The sequence below is a fragment of the Achromobacter aegrifaciens genome, assembly GCF_902859965.1.
Lineage (GTDB): Bacteria > Pseudomonadota > Gammaproteobacteria > Burkholderiales > Burkholderiaceae_B > Achromobacter > Achromobacter aegrifaciens.
In genome coordinates, this window is the sequence record NZ_CADIKO010000004.1 from 189,715 (window position 1) to 208,805 (window position 19,091).

The 19,091-nt window shown below is 66.6% G+C and carries 15 protein-coding genes; 4 read left to right on the forward strand and 11 right to left on the reverse strand.

What is annotated here, in order from left to right:
* Positions 1-80 precede the first annotated feature (80 nt).
* Both acnB and HV793_RS25450 read left to right on the forward strand, forming a co-directional pair.
* Positions 81-2,672, forward strand: coding sequence for a bifunctional aconitate hydratase 2/2-methylisocitrate dehydratase (acnB, locus tag HV793_RS25445; protein ID WP_175214124.1), 2,592 nt, complete (start codon positions 81-83; stop codon positions 2,670-2,672).
* Positions 2,673-2,873: 201 nt separating this feature from the next.
* Complete coding sequence (locus HV793_RS25450; protein ID WP_054452962.1) at positions 2,874-3,473, forward strand: transglycosylase SLT domain-containing protein; 600 nt, start codon at positions 2,874-2,876, stop codon at positions 3,471-3,473.
* 16 nt (positions 3,474-3,489) lie between these two features.
* Here the strand turns inward: HV793_RS25450 and HV793_RS25455 are convergent, their stop codons facing one another.
* The 8 genes from HV793_RS25455 to HV793_RS25490 form a co-directional block, all read right to left on the reverse strand.
* Positions 3,490-5,694 (reverse strand): TonB-dependent receptor, encoded by a 2,205-nt coding sequence (locus HV793_RS25455; RefSeq protein ID WP_175214125.1) that lies wholly within the window; start codon positions 5,692-5,694, stop codon positions 3,490-3,492.
* A gap of 252 nt (positions 5,695-5,946) precedes the next feature.
* Positions 5,947-7,455, reverse strand: coding sequence for a M81 family metallopeptidase (locus tag HV793_RS25460; protein WP_175214126.1), 1,509 nt, complete (start codon positions 7,453-7,455; stop codon positions 5,947-5,949).
* Positions 7,452-8,735: a Zn-dependent hydrolase gene (locus HV793_RS25465; protein WP_119450006.1), complete on the reverse strand. Its 1,284-nt coding sequence runs from the start codon at positions 8,733-8,735 to the stop codon at positions 7,452-7,454. The genes HV793_RS25460 and HV793_RS25465 overlap by 4 nt, the downstream gene beginning before the upstream one ends.
* 39 nt (positions 8,736-8,774) lie before the next feature.
* A complete protein-coding gene (locus HV793_RS25470) occupies positions 8,775-9,473 on the reverse strand; it encodes an ABC transporter ATP-binding protein (protein WP_054452969.1) in 699 nt (232 codons plus the stop codon).
* Complete coding sequence (locus HV793_RS25475; RefSeq protein ID WP_054452971.1) at positions 9,470-10,249, reverse strand: ABC transporter ATP-binding protein; 780 nt, start codon at positions 10,247-10,249, stop codon at positions 9,470-9,472. Before HV793_RS25475 ends, HV793_RS25470 begins: the two co-directional genes overlap by 4 nt.
* Positions 10,246-11,235, reverse strand: a complete 990-nt coding sequence (locus tag HV793_RS25480) for a branched-chain amino acid ABC transporter permease (protein WP_054452973.1) — start codon at positions 11,233-11,235, stop codon at positions 10,246-10,248. Before HV793_RS25480 ends, HV793_RS25475 begins: the two co-directional genes overlap by 4 nt.
* Positions 11,235-12,092 carry a branched-chain amino acid ABC transporter permease gene (locus tag HV793_RS25485; RefSeq protein ID WP_054452975.1) on the reverse strand — a complete coding sequence of 286 codons (858 nt, stop codon included), beginning with the start codon at positions 12,090-12,092 and terminating at the stop codon, positions 11,235-11,237. Before HV793_RS25485 ends, HV793_RS25480 begins: the two co-directional genes overlap by 1 nt.
* 90 nt (positions 12,093-12,182) lie before the next feature.
* Positions 12,183-13,382, reverse strand: coding sequence for an ABC transporter substrate-binding protein (locus tag HV793_RS25490; protein ID WP_054452977.1), 1,200 nt, complete (start codon positions 13,380-13,382; stop codon positions 12,183-12,185).
* Between the two features lie 320 nt (positions 13,383-13,702).
* On the opposite strand from HV793_RS25490, the gene HV793_RS25495 reads away from it, so the two are divergent.
* Positions 13,703-14,536, forward strand: a complete 834-nt coding sequence (locus tag HV793_RS25495) for a FadR/GntR family transcriptional regulator (protein ID WP_054452979.1) — start codon at positions 13,703-13,705, stop codon at positions 14,534-14,536.
* A gap of 31 nt (positions 14,537-14,567) precedes the next feature.
* Here HV793_RS25495 and HV793_RS25500 read toward each other — a convergent pair whose 3' ends face one another.
* From HV793_RS25500 to HV793_RS25510, 3 genes are read right to left on the reverse strand one after another with little or no spacing between them, the layout of a single operon-like run.
* Complete coding sequence (locus HV793_RS25500) at positions 14,568-15,554, reverse strand: Bug family tripartite tricarboxylate transporter substrate binding protein (RefSeq protein WP_054452981.1); 987 nt, start codon at positions 15,552-15,554, stop codon at positions 14,568-14,570.
* Positions 15,555-15,601: 47 nt separating this feature from the next.
* Positions 15,602-17,104: an AMP-binding protein gene (locus HV793_RS25505; protein WP_175214127.1), complete on the reverse strand. Its 1,503-nt coding sequence runs from the start codon at positions 17,102-17,104 to the stop codon at positions 15,602-15,604.
* Positions 17,101-17,988 carry an SDR family oxidoreductase gene (locus tag HV793_RS25510; RefSeq protein WP_054453670.1) on the reverse strand — a complete coding sequence of 296 codons (888 nt, stop codon included), beginning with the start codon at positions 17,986-17,988 and terminating at the stop codon, positions 17,101-17,103. Before HV793_RS25510 ends, HV793_RS25505 begins: the two co-directional genes overlap by 4 nt.
* Before the next feature lie 148 nt (positions 17,989-18,136).
* On the opposite strand from HV793_RS25510, the gene HV793_RS25515 reads away from it, so the two are divergent.
* Positions 18,137-19,066, forward strand: a complete 930-nt coding sequence (locus tag HV793_RS25515) for a LysR family transcriptional regulator (protein WP_119450008.1) — start codon at positions 18,137-18,139, stop codon at positions 19,064-19,066.
* Positions 19,067-19,091: the final 25 nt, after the last annotated feature.

Below are 19,091 nucleotides of genomic sequence, written 5' to 3' on the forward strand. Positions count from 1 at the left end.
GACATTTGCTTGCGTCCCCCTGTTCCCTCTACAATTCGGCGAACAACCCTTCTTCCAACCCGACTTTGAGCAGGCCTCACATGCTGGATAATTACCGCCAACACGTTGCCGAACGCGCGGCTCTGGGGATCCCCCCGCTGCCCCTTACGGCCAAACAAACCGCTGAACTGATCGAACTGCTCAAGAACCCGCCCGCTGGCGAGGAGCAGAACCTGGTCGACCTGCTGACCCACCGCGTGCCCGCCGGCGTGGACGACGCCGCCAAGGTCAAGGCTTCGTACTTGGCTGCCGTGGCGCTGGGCAAGGAAGCTTGTGCGCTGATCAGCCGCGCCAAGGCGACTGAACTGCTCGGCACCATGCTGGGCGGCTACAACATTGGCCCGCTGGTCGACCTGCTGGACGACGCTGAAATCGGCACCATCGCCGCCGATGCGCTGAAGAAGACCCTGTTGATGTTCGACGCCTTCCACGACGTGAAGGAAAAGGCGGACAAGGGCAACGCCAACGCCAAGTCCGTGATGCAGAGCTGGGCCGACGCCGAATGGTTCACCAGCCGTCCGGAACTGCCGCAGAGCCTGACCATCACCGTCTTCAAGGTGCCTGGCGAAACCAACACCGACGACCTGTCGCCGGCTCCCGACGCCACCACCCGCCCCGACATCCCGATGCACGCCCTGGCGATGCTGAAGAACAAGCGCGACGGCGCCGCGTTCGAACCGGAAGAAGACGGCAAGCGCGGTCCGGTCAAGTTCATCGAATCCCTGAAGGAAAAGGGCAACCTGGTCGCCTACGTCGGCGACGTGGTGGGTACGGGGTCGTCGCGCAAGTCGGCCACCAACTCGGTGCTGTGGTTCACCGGCGAAGACATCCCCTTCGTGCCGAACAAGCGTTTCGGCGGCGTGTGCCTGGGCAACAAGATCGCCCCGATCTTCTACAACACCATGGAAGACGCCGGCGCCCTGCCGATCGAACTCGACGTTTCCAAGATGGAAATGGGCGACGTGGTCGAACTGCGCCCCTATGAAGGCCGCGCCCTGAAGAACGGCGAAGTCATCGCCGAATTCGAAGTGAAGTCCGACGTGCTGTTCGACGAAGTGCGCGCCGGCGGCCGCATTCCGCTGATCATCGGCCGCGGCCTGACCGCCAAGGCGCGCGAAGCGCTGGGCCTGCCGGCCTCGACGCTGTTCCGCCTGCCCAAGGACCCCGCCGACACCGGCCGCGGTTACACGCTGGCCCAGAAGATGGTCGGCCGCGCCTGCGGCCTGGCCGAAGGCAAGGGCATCCGCCCGGGCACCTACTGCGAACCGAAGATGACCTCGGTCGGCAGCCAGGACACCACCGGCCCCATGACCCGCGACGAACTGAAGGATCTGGCCTGCCTGGGCTTCTCGGCCGACCTGGTGATGCAGTCGTTCTGCCACACCGCCGCCTATCCGAAGCCCGTGGACGTCAAGACGCACCACACGCTGCCGGAATTCATCAGCACCCGCGGCGGCGTCTCGCTGCGCCCGGGCGACGGCGTGATCCACTCCTGGCTCAACCGCATGCTGTTGCCCGACACCGTCGGCACCGGCGGCGACTCGCACACCCGCTTCCCCATCGGCATCTCGTTCCCGGCCGGCTCGGGCCTGGTCGCCTTTGCCGCCGCCACCGGCGTGATGCCGCTGGACATGCCGGAATCGGTGCTGGTCCGCTTCAAGGGCAAGCTGCAGCCCGGCGTGACCCTGCGCGACCTGGTCAACGCGATTCCGCTGTACGCCATCAAGCAAGGCCTGCTGACGGTTGCCAAGCAAGGCAAGAAGAACATCTTCTCCGGCCGCATCCTGGAAATCGAAGGCCTGCCCGACCTGAAGGTCGAACAAGCCTTTGAACTGTCGGACGCTTCCGCCGAACGTTCGGCCGCCGGCTGCTCGGTGCGCCTGAACAAGGAACCGATCATCGAGTACATCAACAGCAACATCGTGATGCTGAAGTGGATGATCGCCAACGGTTACGAAGACGAGCGCACGCTGGGCCGCCGCATCAAGGCCATGGAAGCCTGGCTGGCCGACCCCAAGCTGCTGGAGCCGGACGCCGACGCCGAATACGCCGCTGTGATCGAGATCGACCTGGCCGACGTGCACGAGCCCATCGTGGCCTGCCCGAACGACCCTGACGACGTGAAGACGCTGTCGGAAGTCGCTGGCGCCAAGATCGACGAAGTGTTCATCGGCAGCTGCATGACCAACATCGGCCACTTCCGCGCAGCCTCCAAGCTGCTGGAAGGCAAGCGCGACATCCCGGTCAAGCTGTGGGTCGCCCCCCCGACCAAGATGGACGCCACCCAGCTGACCGAGGAAGGCCACTACGGCGTGTTCGGCACCGCCGGCGCCCGCACGGAAATGCCGGGCTGCTCGCTGTGCATGGGCAACCAGGCACAGGTGCGCGAAGGCGCGACCGTCATGTCGACCAGCACCCGCAACTTCCCGAACCGCCTGGGCAAGAACACCAACGTGTACCTGGGTTCGGCCGAACTGGCCGCCATCTGCTCGAAGCTGGGCCGCATCCCGACCAAGGACGAGTACATGGCCGACATGGGCGTCATCAACAAGAGCGGCGACCAGATCTACCAGTACCTGAACTTCGACAAGATCGCGGACTACAAGGACGTGGCTGACGTCATCGAAGTCTAAGCATCGGGCAGCGCAACCTGGCTGCATCGCCTGCAAGACGGCCCCGGAGCAATCCGGGGCCGTTTTTCTTTGCCTGGCGCATGCGGCACAGGTCGGAGAATTTCAGGGACGGAACTTTTTCCGCGATACGTTTTCATACAATCGCGGTAACTTGTGACATCCGCCCCCAACCCTGCCCCGATCTCCGGAGGAAGACCGCCAATGACCCGGCTTTTGCTGCCGCCTCTGCTATTGCTGGCGCTTGCCGGCTGCGCCACCGCGCCGCCCTCGAATCCCGAGAACATCTGCGCCATCTTTCGCGAAAAGCCGGACTGGCACGATGCCGCCCTGAAGGTGCAGAAGAAATGGGGTGCGCCCGTGCCGGTGCCCATGGCCATGATGTACCAGGAGTCCTCCTTCAAGCATGACGCCGTGCCGCCGCGCTATTACTTCCTGGGCTTCATCCCCTGGGGACGCGTCAGTTCCGCCTACGGTTACGCCCAGGTCAAGGACGAGACCTGGGACGACTACAAGAAAGATGCCGGCGGCTGGGGCTCCAGCCGCGACGACTTCGCCGACGCGCTGGATTTCATGGGCTGGTACATGAACAAGACCCAGCGCATCAACGGCGTGTCCAAGTCCGACGCCTATGGCCAATACCTGAACTACCACGAAGGCTGGACCGGCTACCGCAACCGCAGCTACGACCGCAAGGCCTGGCTCAAGACCGTGTCGCAGAAAGTGCAGGCACGGGCCCAGAAGTTCGCCGCGCAGTACAAGAGCTGCGAGAGCGACCTCACGCGCGGCGGCTGGTTCTGGTGAACGCCGCCGCCTGAACTCAGAAGTCCATGCTCGCGCTGAGCGAGAAGGTGCGCGGTCCGCCCAGCACCAGATAGCCGTTGCCCGGATAACCGCCCACCGACGACCAGTAGTTGCGGTTGGCGATGTTGTCCACGCGGGCGCGCAGGGTCACGACGTGGCCGTCCACGTCCATCATGTAGCGCAGGCCCGCATCGAAGCGGGTCCAGCCCGGCACCTTGAGCGTGTTGGCGTCGTCCGCGTAGGACGAACCGGTATAGACCACGCGGCCATCCACCGCCAGGCCCGGCACGCCGGGGATGTCCCATTCCACGCCCATGTTCGCCTGGAAGCGCGGCACGCCGATCACGCGGTTGCCGTCGATGGACGGGTTGCCGGTGGAACGCTGCGTGGCGTCCAGCCAAGTCAGGCCGCCCAACAGGCGCACGCTCTTGACGGGCTCGCCGTACATGGTGAGCTCCACGCCCTGATGGCGGTCCTTGCCGGACGTGGTCAGTTCGTTGCTGGCGTTGTACATGGCGCGCGGCTTGTCGGTCGAGAACAGCGCGAGTCCCGCGCCCAGTCCGTCGCCTTCATACTTCGCGCCGATTTCCTTCTGCTTGGAGACGAAGGGCGGCAGGCTCTGGCCGGCGTTGGGCACCGGCTTGCCGCCGGCATTGGCCGGGGCGGTCGGTCCCGCGACCAGCGCCTCGATGTAGTTCGCGTACAGCGAAACGCTGGGCGCGACCTTGACGACCAGACCCGCGGCGGGCGAATTATGGCTGGCGTCGTAGGCGCCGTTTTCCTTGCCGGTGTTGTACGCGTAGTCGCGTTGCGACAAGCGCTGATGGCGGATGCCCGCCGTGAGCAGCACCTTGTCGTCCAGGAACGACAGCGTGTCGCCGATGGCGTAGCTGCTCAGGCGGGTGCGGCCTTGCAGCGCCGGATCGTCCAGGTCGTTGCCACGCAGCGCGGTGGCGCTGAATGGCGGCTTGTCATACGAAATCGGGTTGTAGATATTGGTGGGATACGTGTTCTGCCAGTCCATCACATAGGCATTTTTCTTCTTCAGGTCGAAGAAGGATGCCGACACGACGAACTCGTGGCCTACCGGCCCCGTGCGCAGTTTGCCGCGCAGGCCCAGTTCGCCCGTGTTCACGCTGTCTTCGCGGGTATTGTCGAAGCGGTAGAAGGTGCCCGCCCCCGTGCTGCCGTTGGTCAGCGTGACGTTGCCCAGCGAATTCGCTTCATCGCTGCGGCGCATGCCAAAGGCCGCGTAGGCGGTCAGCTTGTCGCTGAAATCATGTTCGCCGCGCACGGTGCCGAAGACGTCCCGCTCGTTCGAATACGACCAGGGCTGCGCATAGTTGGAGCTGGCGTCGGGCGCGTCGGGCACCTTGGTGACGCCGGCGCCCAGCGTCACGTTGGGACGCGCGCGCTTGAGCTTGTTCTCCTGCCAGCCGATATCGGCAGACAAACGGGTGTCGGCCGAACGCCAATCCAGGCCCAGCGATACCAGGCTGGTACGGGAATGTTCATCGTCGATACCGGTATCGCCGCTGCGCTGTGCGGCGTTGAGCCGGATGCCGGTGCTGTCGCCCGGGCCAAAGCGGCGAGCAATGTCGGTGGACAACTGGAACTGCCCGCCGCTGGACACGCCGGTGGTAACACGGGTCAGAGGTTCGTTCGGTGCGCGCTTGGGCACCAGGTTGATCACCCCGCCGATGCCGCCGCCGCCGGGCGCTGCGCCCGTCAGGAAGGTGGACGCGCCGCGCAGAACCTCCACGCGTTCGAACAGTTCGGTGGCGATGTATTGGCGCGGCAGCAGGCTGTAGAGGCCGTTGTAGGCCACGTCGTCCGAACCCAGGATGAAGCCGCGGATGAAGTACGACTCCTGGAAGTTGCCGAAGCCGCGCGCCACGCGCACGCCCGGGTCGTTCTGCAGCACGTCGCCCACGCTGCGGGCCAGCCGGTCCTGGATCAGTTCATTGGTGTAGCTGGTAATGCTGAATGGCGTGTCCATCAGGTCCTGCGTACCCAGCAAACCGACGCGGCCGCCCCGGGCGACCTGCCCGCCGGCAAAGGGTTCGGCCAGGCCGCCGGCCGAGGCATCGGCGCTGGCTTCGACCTTGATGGCGTCCATGGAAACGACGGAGCCGGCCTGATCGGACGCGGATTGGGCGTGGACAACGGGGAGATAGCACGGCAGCGCGGCGGCCATGCAGGCAAGAGTTCGGATTTTCATGTCGGGAAGTTCGCAGGCAGAGATCAAAATCCCGATGGGGTCACGCGCGCACTAAGAATTACGGATGCGTCTGGAATGTGCCGGAAGGCCAGGGCCTTGCCGGGCCGGCTGCACCAAAGGGGACTGGAATTGCTGAGCGCCCCATTCTACGGCAAACGGAATCATTCTCATTTATGTTACTTTTTGTTTGAGAATGTTCGTTGCCCGGGCGCCACAGCTGCCGCTTGTGGCGCCCTGCTCTTTCCGGCGGGTCTATCGGCCGCCCGCGCGAGGATCGTAGTCCGCCGCCGCCATGGGTTCCAGCGGGTACAGCGGCCGCGCGCGTCTGCGGAATTCGAACAGCGACCAGTCGGAGCTGGTCACGCCTGGGCTGTCACATTCGACCAGCGCCTGGGAGATCGGCACGAACACCGGGCGGCAGTACATGCGCGACTTCACCAGCACGTAACGGGCGCGGGACGGATCCAGTCCAAGACTCTGGAACACGCCCAGATCCCAGGGTTCGTGAGTCTGCTCGGTCAGCACCAGCTGCGCGGCGCCTATGTCCAGCACCGCGCTACGGCCCATGCAGGCCAGTTGCCCGGTATAGGTCGGCCCGGTGATCAGGTACTCGCCATTGCTCAGCGCGCGCACGGTGCCGCGCAGCGTGACGGGCTGCGCCTCCCGGCCGATTTCGCCGATGGCGCGCTTGTTGCCTACCGGCAGCTCGACCGTGGCGCCGACGCCGGCGCGGGTCAATTCGGCCACCGCCTCGGGATCGCAGTACAGCCCCGCCTGTATGCCTTCCAGGCCCGCATCCAGCGCGGCCATCAGCACGTCCAGGGTGTCGCAAGTGCCGCCGCTCATGCAATTGTCGCCATGGTCCAGCAGCAGCACCGGCTTGCTTGCGCCTTCGGCCAGGATCTTGGCGCGCGCCAGCGACTCGGCCAGCGGCTCGCTGTCATAGAAGAATCCGTCGCGCTGCTCCCAGATCAGGGAGGCGATCTCGCCCGCCACGCGCTCCGCCTCGGCGCGGTCGCCGTCGGCCACCACGACCACGCTGACGCAGGGATGCGGGATGTCGGCCAGGCCGAAGCCCGCCAGCACCGACACGCCCAGCGCCCCCGCGGCCTCTGCCTGGCGCGCCGCTACGACGGCGGCGCGCATGGCGCCTTCGGCCGTGTTGCTGCGCAGGGAATGCGACACCAGCGGCAACCGGCGCCACGCCATGACCGGCTTGCATCGGCCGTCGATGCCCGCAAACAGCAGCCTGCCGGCGTGTTCGCCGGTTTCGTACATGTCGATGTGGGGATAGGTCTTGAAGCTGACGATGACGTCGGCGTTGTCCATCATCTTCTGCGTGACGTTGCCGTGCAGATCCAGCGCCACGGCAACCGGCACGCCAGGCGCGGCGGCGCGCAGCCGTTCAAGCAGGTCGCCCTCGCCGTCATCGGTGGTCTCCACCGCCATGGCGCCATGCAGGTCCAGCAGGATGACGTCGCAGCCCGGCGCTGCGGCCACGATGCGGTCGCATAGCTCGGCATAGGCCTGGCCATCGACGCGGCCGCTGGGATAGGCGGTGGCCGACACGGGGGTGACCAGTTCGGCGCTGCGCGCTTCGGCCAGGTCGATGAACGCCGACATCGCGGTGCGCTTGCCCTTGTTCTCTTCATAGGCCGCCGCATCGTAGGCGGGGCCGCCATTGCCGAAGGCGGACAGCGGCGTGGGAACCGGCGAGAAGGTGTTGGTCTCGTGGTTCAACCTCGCGATCAGCGCCTTCATTGCGCGCCCCCATCGGAAAACTGGATGCGCCCGCAGCAGCGCAGCATGGCGTGCAGCAGCACATTGCAGCCCGCCTCCAGGTGCTCGGGCTGCGCGTCCTCGATCTCGTTGTGGCTGATGCCGTCCTTGCACGGCACGAAGATCATGGCGGTGGGCGCCACCCGCGCCATGTAGACGGCGTCATGGCCCGCGCCGCTGATCACGTCCAGCGAATCCAGGCCCAGCGTGGCCGCGCCGTCGCGGATCGCCTGCACCAGGCGCGGCTCGAAGGGCTGCGGCGGGAAGTACACGACCTCCTTGCTGTCGACCTGGAAGCGGCCCGGCTCGGCCAGTTCCTCGCAGACGCGCGCAAACGCCGCGGCCATGCTGTCCAACGTGGCGTCGTCGGCGGCGCGCAGGTCTACGGTAAGCGCCACGCGGCCGGGAATCACGTTGCGCGAGTTCGGGAAGCTGTCGATGCAGCCAACCGTGCCGCGGCCATGCGGCGCATGCTCCAGCGCGATCCGGTTGACCTCAAGCACCAGCCTGGACGCGGCCAGCAAGGCGTCGCGGCGCAGTTCCATGGGCGTGGGCCCCGCATGCGCCTCCTGGCCGGTGATGGCGACGTCGTACCAGCGCTGCCCCAGGGCGCCCTGCACCGAACCGATGGTGATGCCGCGGTCCTCCAGGATGGGGCCTTGCTCGATGTGTGCCTCGAAGTAGGCGCCGACATCCCCGGGCCGCGCGGGTTCCGGACCGGCGTAGCCGATGGCGCGCAGCGCTTCATCCACGCTGACGCCGTCGCGGTCGCGCGCAGCCAGCGCGTGCTCCAGCGTGAAAGCGCCGGCGTACACGCCGGAACCCATCATCACGGGTACGAAGCGCGAGCCTTCCTCGTTGGTCCACACCACCACTTCCAGCGGCGCCTCGGTGGCAATGCCGCGTTCGTGCAGCGTGCGCAGGACCTCGATGCCTGCAAGCACCCCATAGTTGCCGTCGAATTTTCCGCCGGTGGGCTGGGTGTCGATATGGCTGCCGGTCATCACGGCGGGCAAGTCATCGCGCAGGCCGGGACGACGCATGAAGATGTTGCCGATGGCGTCCACGCGCACGCTGCAGCCCAGCTCACGAGCCCAGGCGCAGACCAGGTCGCGGCCCTGCCGGTCCAGGTCGCTCAGCGCCAGCCGGCACACGCCGCCCTTGTCGGTGGCGCCGATGCGGGCCAATTCCATCAGCGAATTCCAGAGGCGGCTGCCATCGATGCGGATGCCGCTGACGGCCTCCAATGTGTTCATTTCCATGGTGTTTCCCTTGCTTCGGTTGCGCGGCGCAGGCGGTCCCTAGACGCCCACGCCCAGGTATCGGTCCTTCACGTTTTCGTCCGCCATGAAGGCCGCGTTGCTGCCTTGGTAGACGATGGATCCCTGCTCGATGATGAAATGACGGTCGGCCAGCTGCGTGCAGACTTCCAGGTTCTGCTCCACCAGCAGGATGGTGACGCCGGCCTGCTTGATGGACTTGATCTGCGCCACGATCTCCTCGACGATCACCGGCGCCAGGCCTTCGACCGGTTCGTCCAGCATCAGCACGCGCGGATGGTTCATGAGCGCGCGCCCGATGGCCAGCATCTGCTGTTCGCCGCCGGACAACTGGCCGCCGCCGTTCCTGCGCCGCTCCTTCAGGCGGGGAAAGATGCGGTAGACGTCTTCCAGCTGCCAGGGCGAATCGCGGCGCATGCCCAGCTTGAGGTTTTCCTCGACCGTCAGCAGCTTGAAGATGCCGCGGTGCTCGGGCACCAGGCAGATCCCCATGGACGCGATCTTGTGCGCCGGCAGCCCGGCGATGTCGCGTCCGCCGTAGCGCACCGCGCCGCCCTTGGGCGCGATCACGCCGGCGATGGTCTTGAGCGTGGTCGACTTGCCCGCGCCGTTGCGCCCGAGCAGCGTGATCACCTCGCCCTGCGGCAGCTCGAGCGACACGCCTTGCAGAATATGGCTCTTGCCGTAATAGCTGTGTACGGCGTCGACATGCAGCATCATGCCCGGCCTCCCGTGATCATGTTGCCCAGGTACGCGGCGCGCACCCGCTCGTCGCTGCGGATCGCAGCAGGCGTGCCTTCGACCAGCACGCGGCCCTGCTGCATCACGGTGATCGTGTCGGAGATATCCATCACGATGTTCATGTTGTGCTCGATCAGCACCACCGTGTGATCGTCGCGCAGGCTGCGGATCAAGCGCTTCATCTCATCCAGGTCGTCCACCCCCATGCCCGAGGTGGGCTCGTCCAGGAAAATCGCGCGCGGCCGGGCGGCCAGCGCCATGCCCACTTCCAGGCGCCGCTGCTGGCCGTGCGACAGCGCGCCCGCCGCCACCTTGGCCAGCCGCGACAGGCCCAGCCGTTCCAGCGCCGCGTCGACGATCTCGCGCTGCGCCCGCGGGCCGGTGGGCGGATGCCAGCAGTCGAAAGCGCCGGCGCGATGCGCGCCCTGCGCCGCCAGCCGCAGGTTCTCCTGCACCGACAGGTTGGCGAACAGGCTGGTGACCTGGAAAGAGCGCGCGATGCCGCGCTGCACCCGTTGATAATCGGCCTCCTGCGTCACGTCATGGCCGTCGAACACGATGCTGCCCTCGCTGGTGCGCAAGGTGCCCGTCAGCGTATGGAACAGTGTGGTCTTGCCCGCGCCGTTCGGGCCGATGACGGAGTGCACCGTGCGCGGCTGCACTTGCAGATCGACCCCATGCAGGGCCACGAACTTGCCGAAGCGCTTGACGATGCCCCTGGCCTGCAGCAGCGGCGCGGAATGTTGCGGATTCATGCGCGTCCCTCCTTGGCGGCCGGCTCGCCGCCGGCAGGCTTGCGCCGCAGCGCCAGCCAGATGCGTTCTCCCAGCCCCCACAGCCCCTTCTGCATGAACAGGCTGACCGCGATCAGCAGGAAGCCCAGCAGCATCAGCCAGCGCGGCCACAAGGTGGAAAGCCAGTCCGCGAACAGCACGTAGAAAGCTGCCCCCAGCACTGAAGCGAACAGGTTGCCGGTGCCGCCGATGACCGTCATGACCAGGATCATCTCGCTGCTGTGGTATTCAATGCTGGACAGCGGCGCGATGCCGGTCATCATCGCCAGGAAGGCGCCCGCCAGCGCGGTGACGGCGCCCGAGATGGCGAAAGCCGCCAACTTGAAGAGGCGCACGTTGTAGCCCACCGCCATGGCGCGCGCCTCGTTGTCGCGGATCGCCAGCAGCGTGCGGCCGAACACCGAGTTGGTCACGCGCAGCAGCAGCCAGAATATCGCCAGGAAGCACACCGCCACGAAGGCGTAGAACTGCCAGGGCGTGGCCAGCGGCATGAGCTGCAGGCCCGCCACCGACAGCGCCGGACGCGGCACGTCCAGCAGGCCATTGTCGCCGCCGGTCAGGTCAGGCAGGCTGTACGCCAGGAAGTAGAACATCTGCGCGAAGGCCAGCGTCAGCATCACGAAGTAGGTGCCGCGCTGGCGGATGGCAAACCAGCCCACCAGCGTCGCGCCCAGCGCGCCCACCGCCATCGCCGCCAGCAACGCCAGCGGCATCGGCAGGCCGGTACGCGTCAACAGGATGCCGACGGCATAGCTGCCCAGGCCGAAGAAGATGCCCTGGCCGAACGACAACAGCCCGGTGAAACCCAGCAGCAGATTGCAGCCCAGCACCGCCAGCGCGTAGATCAGCACTTCCGTGGCCAGCGAGCCCGACTGCATGCACAGCGGCAACAGCAGCACCACGGCCAGCGCCAGCAGCAATTGGGCATGAGATTTCAAGCGCGTCATCATCCTCTCCCCATCAGGCCGTGGGGACGCAGCAGCAGCACCGCCGCCATCGCCACATAGATCATCAGCCGCGCGCCTTCCGGCCAGAGCGTGCTCATCACGCTCTGCACCACGCCGATCAGGAGGCCGCCGACCAGCGCGCCGAAGAAGCTGCCCATGCCGCCCACCACCACGATGACGAAGGCGATGCCCAGGGCCTCGATGCCCATGAAGGGTTCGACGCCGCGTATGGGCGCGGCCAACACCCCGGCCAGGGCGGCGGTCGCCGCGCCCAGCGCGAAGACCAGGCTGAACATGCGGAACACATTGATGCCCAGCATGGACACCATTTCGGTCGATTCGCTGCCCGCGCGCACCGCGCTGCCCAGCCGCGTGCCTTCCAGCACATACCAGAGCAGCAACGAGAAGACAGCGGTGAAGCCGATCACGAACAGACGGTACTTGGGATAGATGAAGCTGCCCCACATGACCACGCCCTGCAGGGCCGAGGGTGCGGCGACGTTGTCGCCTATCGGCCCCCAGATCACGATGACCAGTTCCTGCAGGACCAGCGCCAGGCCGACGGTGATCAGGATGTGGAATTCATGCGCCTGCGCGTAGACGTGGCGCAGCAGCACTTTCTCCACGACCCAGGCGCCGGCGCCCACCAGCAGCGGCACGATGGCCAGCGCGAGCCAGAAATTCAGGCCCCATTGGATGGCCTGGAAACAGAAGTAGGCGCCCAGCAGATAGAACGCCCCGTGGGCGAAGTTCACGAAGCGCAACAGACCGAAGACGATGGACAGGCCGACTGCCAGAAGGAAGTACAGCATGCCTACCCCGATCCCATTGATGATCTGGAGGAGATAGACGTTCATGGGTATGCCCGATGGAGGTAACGGAAGGCCGCGGGGCGCGCGGCGGCCGCGGACGCGACGCGCCCACGGCCGCCCTGCCTCAGGGGCGGGCTACAGCTTGCAGCCGGTTTCCGCGGGCGGCAGGAAGGAACGACCGCTATGCACGATCTCGGCGTAATCGTCCTTGTCCTTCATGTCCTTCTTGGCGCGGCCCTTGAGCAGGTAGTAGTTCTTCAGGACCTGGTGGTCTTCCTTGCGGATTTCCTCCTTGCCCGTCAGGCCCTCGTAGGCCATGCCCTCCATGACGGCGATCACCTTGGCCGGGTCGGCGCTGCCGGCCCGGGCGATGGCGTCCAGCATGATGCGGGTGCAGATGTAGGAGCCCGCCAGGCTGTAATTGGGATTGGCGCGCGTCTTGTCGCGGGACAGCTGCACCAGTTCCTTGTTGAGCGGCGAGTCGATGCCGTGCCAGTACTGCGCGCCGAAGTACACGCCTTCGCACAGGTCCGCGCCCAGGCCTTCGAACTGTTCCAGGCCCGAAGCCCAGGCCACCAGGATGGTGCAGTTCTGCTTCATGCCGAAGCTGACGGCCTGGCGCAGCGTGTCGGAGGACTGCGAGCCAAAGTTCAGGATCAGCAGCACGTCCGGCTTGGCGGCCATGGCGTTGGTGAGGTAGCCGCTGAATTCCTTCTCGGTCAGCGAGTGATAGCTGTTGCCCACATGCTCGATGCCCTTTTCCTTGAAGATCGCCTTGGCCGCGCTGAGCAGGCCGTCGCCGAACACGTATTGCGGCGTGATGGTGTACCAGCGCTTGGCGTTGGGCAGCTTTTCGAGCAAGGGACGCACGGTCTGCTCGATGGCGCCAAAGGTGGGCACGGACCAGCGGAAGGTGGCCCGGTTGCAGTCCTTGCCGGTGATTTCGTCCGCGCCCGCGGTGGTGATGAAGACGCCGCCGGCGCGCTCGACTTCCTTGCCCATGGCCAGCGCTTCGGACGACAGGATGCCGCCGGCGAAGAATTTGACGCCCTTCTGTTGCGAGACTTCCTGGACCTTGCGCACCGCCGTGGCCGGCTTGCCCTCGGTATCCAGCACGGTATAGGCCAGCGGCCGGTCCAGCGCGCGGCCATACTGCTCCAGCGCCAGTTTCATGCCCAGGTCGGCGTATTTGCCGTTGGCGGCAAAGGCGCCCGACATGGGCACCGGACACCCGAACTGGATGGCGTCGGCTTGCGCCAGCGCGGACCGGGCGGTCCAGAGTGATCCGGGCACGGCGCCAAGCGCGGCCAATTTCAGCAGGTTGCGGCGATTCAAGATGGTTCTCCCTGGCTGCCGCTGGCGGTGCCGCGGCATATTGACGATGTCGAGCGCGCACCATGCGCGTCCCCATTCCGACTCTGTCTGCTCCAAGCTCCCGTGCCAGGGCTGCCGCCGCGTGGGCGTATTCGCAAGTCCCGGCGCTCATGCCTATACTGCGACTACCATCCTATTTATCATGATAAATAGGATTATTATCATGATCAGTTTGGCGAGCCGGCTCTGTCAATAGCGGGCGCATCAGGTATAACCCGGGGTCCGCGCAGAACCCGCCCGGGGCATGCCCCGCGCACACCACGCAGCAACGGAGGAACGCAATGGCGTTCAACAGTCACGACCTACAAGCCGCGGGCGCGTCGAGTCCGCCCAAGCGCAGCGACCTGGTCGCCGAAGAGATCAAGCGGCTGATCACGGCCAAGAACCTGTTGCCGGGCGACAAGCTGCCGCGCGAAAGCGAGCTGCAAAGCATGTTCTCGGTCAGCAAAAGCACCATGCGCGAAGCGCTCAAGTCGCTGGAAGTGCAGGGGCTGGTCAAGGTCAGCACCGGACCGGGCGGCGGCGGCACCGTGGTCGAGGTGCCGCTGGACCGCACCTTCCAGCTGATGCAGAACTACCTGTTCTTCAAGGAAGTGCGGATCGAGGACATCTACCAGGTGCGCAAGCTGCTGGAGCCCGAGCTCGCGGCCAGCGCGGTGCCGTTCCTGACGGACGCGCATTTCGCTGCGCTGGAGGAGAACATCGCCTGCTGCGATCCGTCGGCCGAGCACGTCGATGACCCGCTGGCGCAGCGCCAGGAAGAAATCAATTTCCACGACATCTTCGCGGCGGCCTGCCCCAACCCGTTCCTGCGCTTCAGCTGCGAGATGACCAACGAAATGATCCGGCAGCTGACCGTGTTCGACAACGAGATGCCGTTATCCGAGCAGCAGCGTTTCGGCAGCGCCAATACGGGCTTTCACCGCAAGATCCTGGCTGCGGCGCGCGAGCGCGACGTGGAGAAGGTGCGCGACTTGATGAGCGAACACATGCAGGACGCGATGCGTTCGGTCAAGCGCATGCACGGCAAGCTCGAAGGCCGGTTGATCCTGGATTCAGAGATGTCGCGGCGCAATGTCACGCGCAAGGCGCGCCGCGGCGGCAAGAAGGCCTGACGGCGCCGACGGCCAGGCGGCCGTTGCCGCCTCAGTCCAGCTTGATGTGATTGGCTTCGATCACCGCGCCCCAGCGCTGGCGGTCTTCCTGCACGTAGGCATCGATCTCTGCCTGGCTGCGGGGCGCCTGGATCACCAGGCCCAGGGGTTCAAAACGGCCGCGGAATGCCGGATCCTTCAGCACCTTGTCCAGCGCCGCCTGCAAGCGCTGCGCTTCGGCCTGCGGCACGGCGCGCGGCACGGCCAGACCGAACCAGGTGGCGGCGCGGAATCCCGGAAAGCCGCTTTCCGCCACGGTCGGCACCTCCGGCAGCACGGCCAGCCGCTCGCTGGTCGTGACGGCCAGCGCCTTGATCTTGCGTTCCCGCACCAGCGGCAGCGAGGTGCTGATCACGTCCACCATGAGCTGCGTGTCATTGCCCATCAGCGAGGTCAGGGCCGGCGCGCTGCCGTTATACGGGATATGCGCCACGTCCATGCCCGTGCGCGATTTCAGCAGTTCGGTCGCCAACTGCAGCGGATTGCCTATGCCCACGGAGGCGTAGTTCAGTTTGCCGGGCCGGGCCTTGGCATAAGTGACGAACTCGGCCAGCGTGCCCGCTGGGACCTCGTTGTTCGCCACGACCACCAGCGGCAGCTCGGCAGCGATGCCGAACACGCGGAAGTCGCGCGCGGCGTCATAGGCGATGCGTTGATAAAGCATGGGATTGAGCACCATGCTGGCGTTGCTGGCGAGGAAAACCGTGTACCCGTCCGGCGCCGACCTGGCCACCTGGGTCGCCGCGACCATGGTATTGGCGCCGGGTTTGTTCTCCACCACCACGGGTTGCCCAAGGTCGCGCGACATGCCTTCGGCCAGCACCCGCGACAATTGGTCCGCGGAGCCGCCCGGCGTATAGGGCACGACCAGTTTGACCGGTTTGTCCGGAAATGCCGCCAGCGCGGCGGCCGGAGCCGCGAGCGCGACGATCGCCGCGGTCGCGATGCGACGCAGCCTGAGGTTCAGCCTGATTGCCATGCCTGTCTCCCTTGTGGGTTTTGTTGTTGCGGCGATGCGCCGCCCTGCTATACCTGGCGCTGCCTGCCCGCCCAGAATTCGGCGCGCAGCCGGCGCTTGGCGATCTTCCCGTTGTCGTCGCGCGGCAGTTCCGCGCGCAGTTGCAGTTCACGCGGCACCTTGTAGCGCGCGATCCGTTCACCCAGCCATAGCCTCAGCGCCTCGGGGTCGGGCGCGGCGCCCGCCGAGGGCTGCACCAGCGCCATCAGCCGCTCGCCGTATTCGTCGTCGGGCACCCCGAACACCGCGCAATCCGCCACGCCCGGATACTGCATCAGCTGGTGCTCGACCTCGGCGGGATAGATGTTCACGCCGCCCGAGATCACCAGGTCCGATTCGCGGTCGCACACATAGAGATAGCCGTCCGCGTCCAGATAGCCCAGGTCGCCCAGACCGATGAGTCCGTCCTTCTCCACGTCGGCGCGGGCCTGCGGGTTGTTGCGATAGGTGAAGTCCGCGTAGGCCGGCTGGCGCACGTGGATCCGCCCGACCTGGCCCGCCGCGCAGGGCGATCCGTCTTCGCCATAGATCCTGACCTGCGCGCCGCCGATAGGCCGGCCGGCGCTGCCGGGACGGGCGAGCGCTTCGTGCGAATCGATGACGGTGACCATGCCCGCCTCGCTCGACGCATAGGTTTCATGGATGACCGGTCCCAGCCATTCGATCATGGCGCGCTTGATTTCCGGCGCGCAGGGCGCGCCGGTCGAGGCCACGAAGCGCAGCGACGACAGGTCGTGCGCCGCGCGGGTGGCGGCGTCCAGCTTCAAGAGGCGCACGTACATGATGGGCACCAGATACACCGTATCGATGCGGTGGGCCTCGATCAGGCGCAGGACTTCCACGGGATCGAACCTGTCCGTCAGCACGAAGGTCTCGCAGACCCGCAGGGCGACCTGCGCGAATACGCTGGGCGCACTGTGGTAGATCGGCGCGGGCAGCAGCGCGCGCGATCCCGGGCGCAGGCCGTAGGCCGCCTCCACCACCGCTTCGACCTGTTGCAGGTGGCGCCCCAGGTGTTCCAGCGGGAACGGCGCGCGCACCACGCCCTTGGGCCGACCGGTGGTGCCCGAGGTATAGGCCATATGACCGCGCGGCGCCACGCGCGGGCCGTCGTAAGGCTGTTGGCGGTCGCGCCAGGCGTCGTAGTCGGCATGCCCTGATTGCGCCGCGCCGGGACCGGCCAGCAGCACCGGCAGGCCGGCGGGCAGCGCATCGCGCAGCGGAAGCCACAGGTCGTCGTGCGCGACCAGCAGGCGGGCGCCGCTGTCTTCGATGAGGAATGCCACTTCCGCCGCGGTGAAATGCCAATTGATCGGGCAGTAGTAGCAGCCCAGCCGCTTGCAGGCCTGGATGATCTCCAGATAAGGCAGGCCGTTGCGCAATAGCACGGCGATCACGTCGCCTTCCCGCACGCCCATTGCCGCCAGCCCGGCGGCAACCTGTTCGCCGCGTGCGGCCAGCGCCGCGCCCGACAGGCGGTCGCCGCCCGCGTGGATGGTGCTGCCTGTCATGCGCCCCCCGTGCTGCGCTGCGCCTTGTCCTGCGCGGTGCGCGCTTCGATGGCCTGGCGCGCGGCGGCCCAGTCCGCGTCGCTCCATTCCGCGTACTGCTTGAAGTAAGCGCCGTTGGCCAGATAGTCGCCACCGTCCAGCGCAATGGTCTGGCCGTTGATCCAGTCATAGCCCGGACTCAGCAGGAAGGCCGCCAGCTCGCCGATGTCATGTCCGGTGCCCAGGCGCCGCATCGGATTCTGCTGCGTCTGCGCGTCCGCGCCCGAGTCCTTGGGCCGCAGCCGCGCGCTGGCCCCTTCGGTCGGAATCACGCCCGGCGCGATTGCGTTCAGCCGGATGCCGTGGCGGCCCCATTCGATGGCCAGCGACTTGGTCATGGCGTCTATGCCGGCCTTGGACATGGCCGAGGGCACCACGAAGGGCGAACCGGTCCAGACCCAGGTCACCACGATGGACAGCACCGCCCCGCCCGTACCTTGCGCGATCCAGCGCTTGCCCACGGCCTGGGTCGTGTAGAAGGTGCCGCGGAACACGGTGTCGGCAATGGCGTTGAAGCCGCGCGGCGACAGTTTTTCAGTGGGACTGATGAAATTGCCCGCGGCGTTGTTGATGAGGCCCGTCAGCGGACCGTGCCCGGTCCAGATGGCGTCGACGGCGGCGTCCACGGCCTCGGCATCCCGGATATCCACCGCCTGAACGTGGACCTCGGCGCCGTAACGTGCGCGCAGCCCGGCGGCGGCTTCTTCCAGCACGGCGGCGCGGCGTCCCCACAGGTGCAGCGCGGCGCCCAACGACGCCAGGCGCTCGGCCATGGCGTAGCCCAGGCCGGTGCCGCCCCCGGTGACGAGGATGCGCTCGCCGCGAAATAGATCGGCGCGGAACATGGTTTGCGGGGACATCCCGCCGGACGGGTTTTGGGGCATGGTCTGGTCTCCTTTGCGATGGTGGCCAGAATATCAACCGCCGCCACGCCGCGACAATCCCGCAGCTTGCGTAAACTATGTTTCCTCACAGTCAACAATAGGACTGCGCATGCCCGCCCTGCCCGCGCTGGACCTCAACCTGATACAGCTGTTCGTCACCATCGTCGACGCCGGCACCTTGAGCGAGGCGGCGGTGCGCCACGGCGTGACCCGTTCGCACGTAAGCCGCAATCTGCAGAAGCTGGAACGCGCCTTCGGCGCCCAGCTCATCCGCCGCAGCACCCGGCGGCTGGAACTGACGCAACAAGGCTCGGTGCTGTACGAGCACGGCGCGCGCATGGCGCACGAAGTCGAATCCGCCCGCCATGCGTTGCAGAAGCTCGGTTCCGAGCCCGCGGGCCACGTCCGGCTGAGCATCCCCACCGGATTGGGGGAACTGGACCAATTGCGTCCACTGCTGGTGAGCTTCGCCCTGCGCCATCCGTCGCTGACCTTGCGCGTGCTGTTCTCAAACCGGGTGAGCGACCTGATTTCGTCGGAAATCGACGTGGCATTGCGGGTCATGACGACCCCGCCGCAGGATTACGTGGCGCGCGCGCTGGGCGACGTCAAATGGGTGCTGTGCGCGGCGCCCTCCTATCTGCAGCAGTTCGGCCCGCCGGCTCATCCGCGCGATCTCGGCCGCCTGCACTTCCTGGGCCCGCCCGACCCCAGGCCCCAGGTCACGCTGCGGCTGCGCCGCAAGGACCAGCTGCATGAGGCCAAGCTCGCGCCGCGGCTGCAATCAGAGTACTTCCCGTTCCTGGCGCAAGCCGCGCGCGCCGGCGCGGGCGTCGCGCTGCTGCCGGCCTACGTGGTGCATGAGGATCTTGCCGCGGGCCGGCTTGCGCCGGTGCTGCCTGCATACCAAGCCCTGGGGCCAGGCGACAAGTTGTTCATCCTGACCACGCCCAACCCTTATCCGTCGACCGCCCAGCGCGCGGTCGTCGATTTCCTGCGCAGCGAGCTGACCGTGCTGCTGCGCGAATTCCTTGCGTAGACCCGCCTTCCCTCGCAGGGCCGCA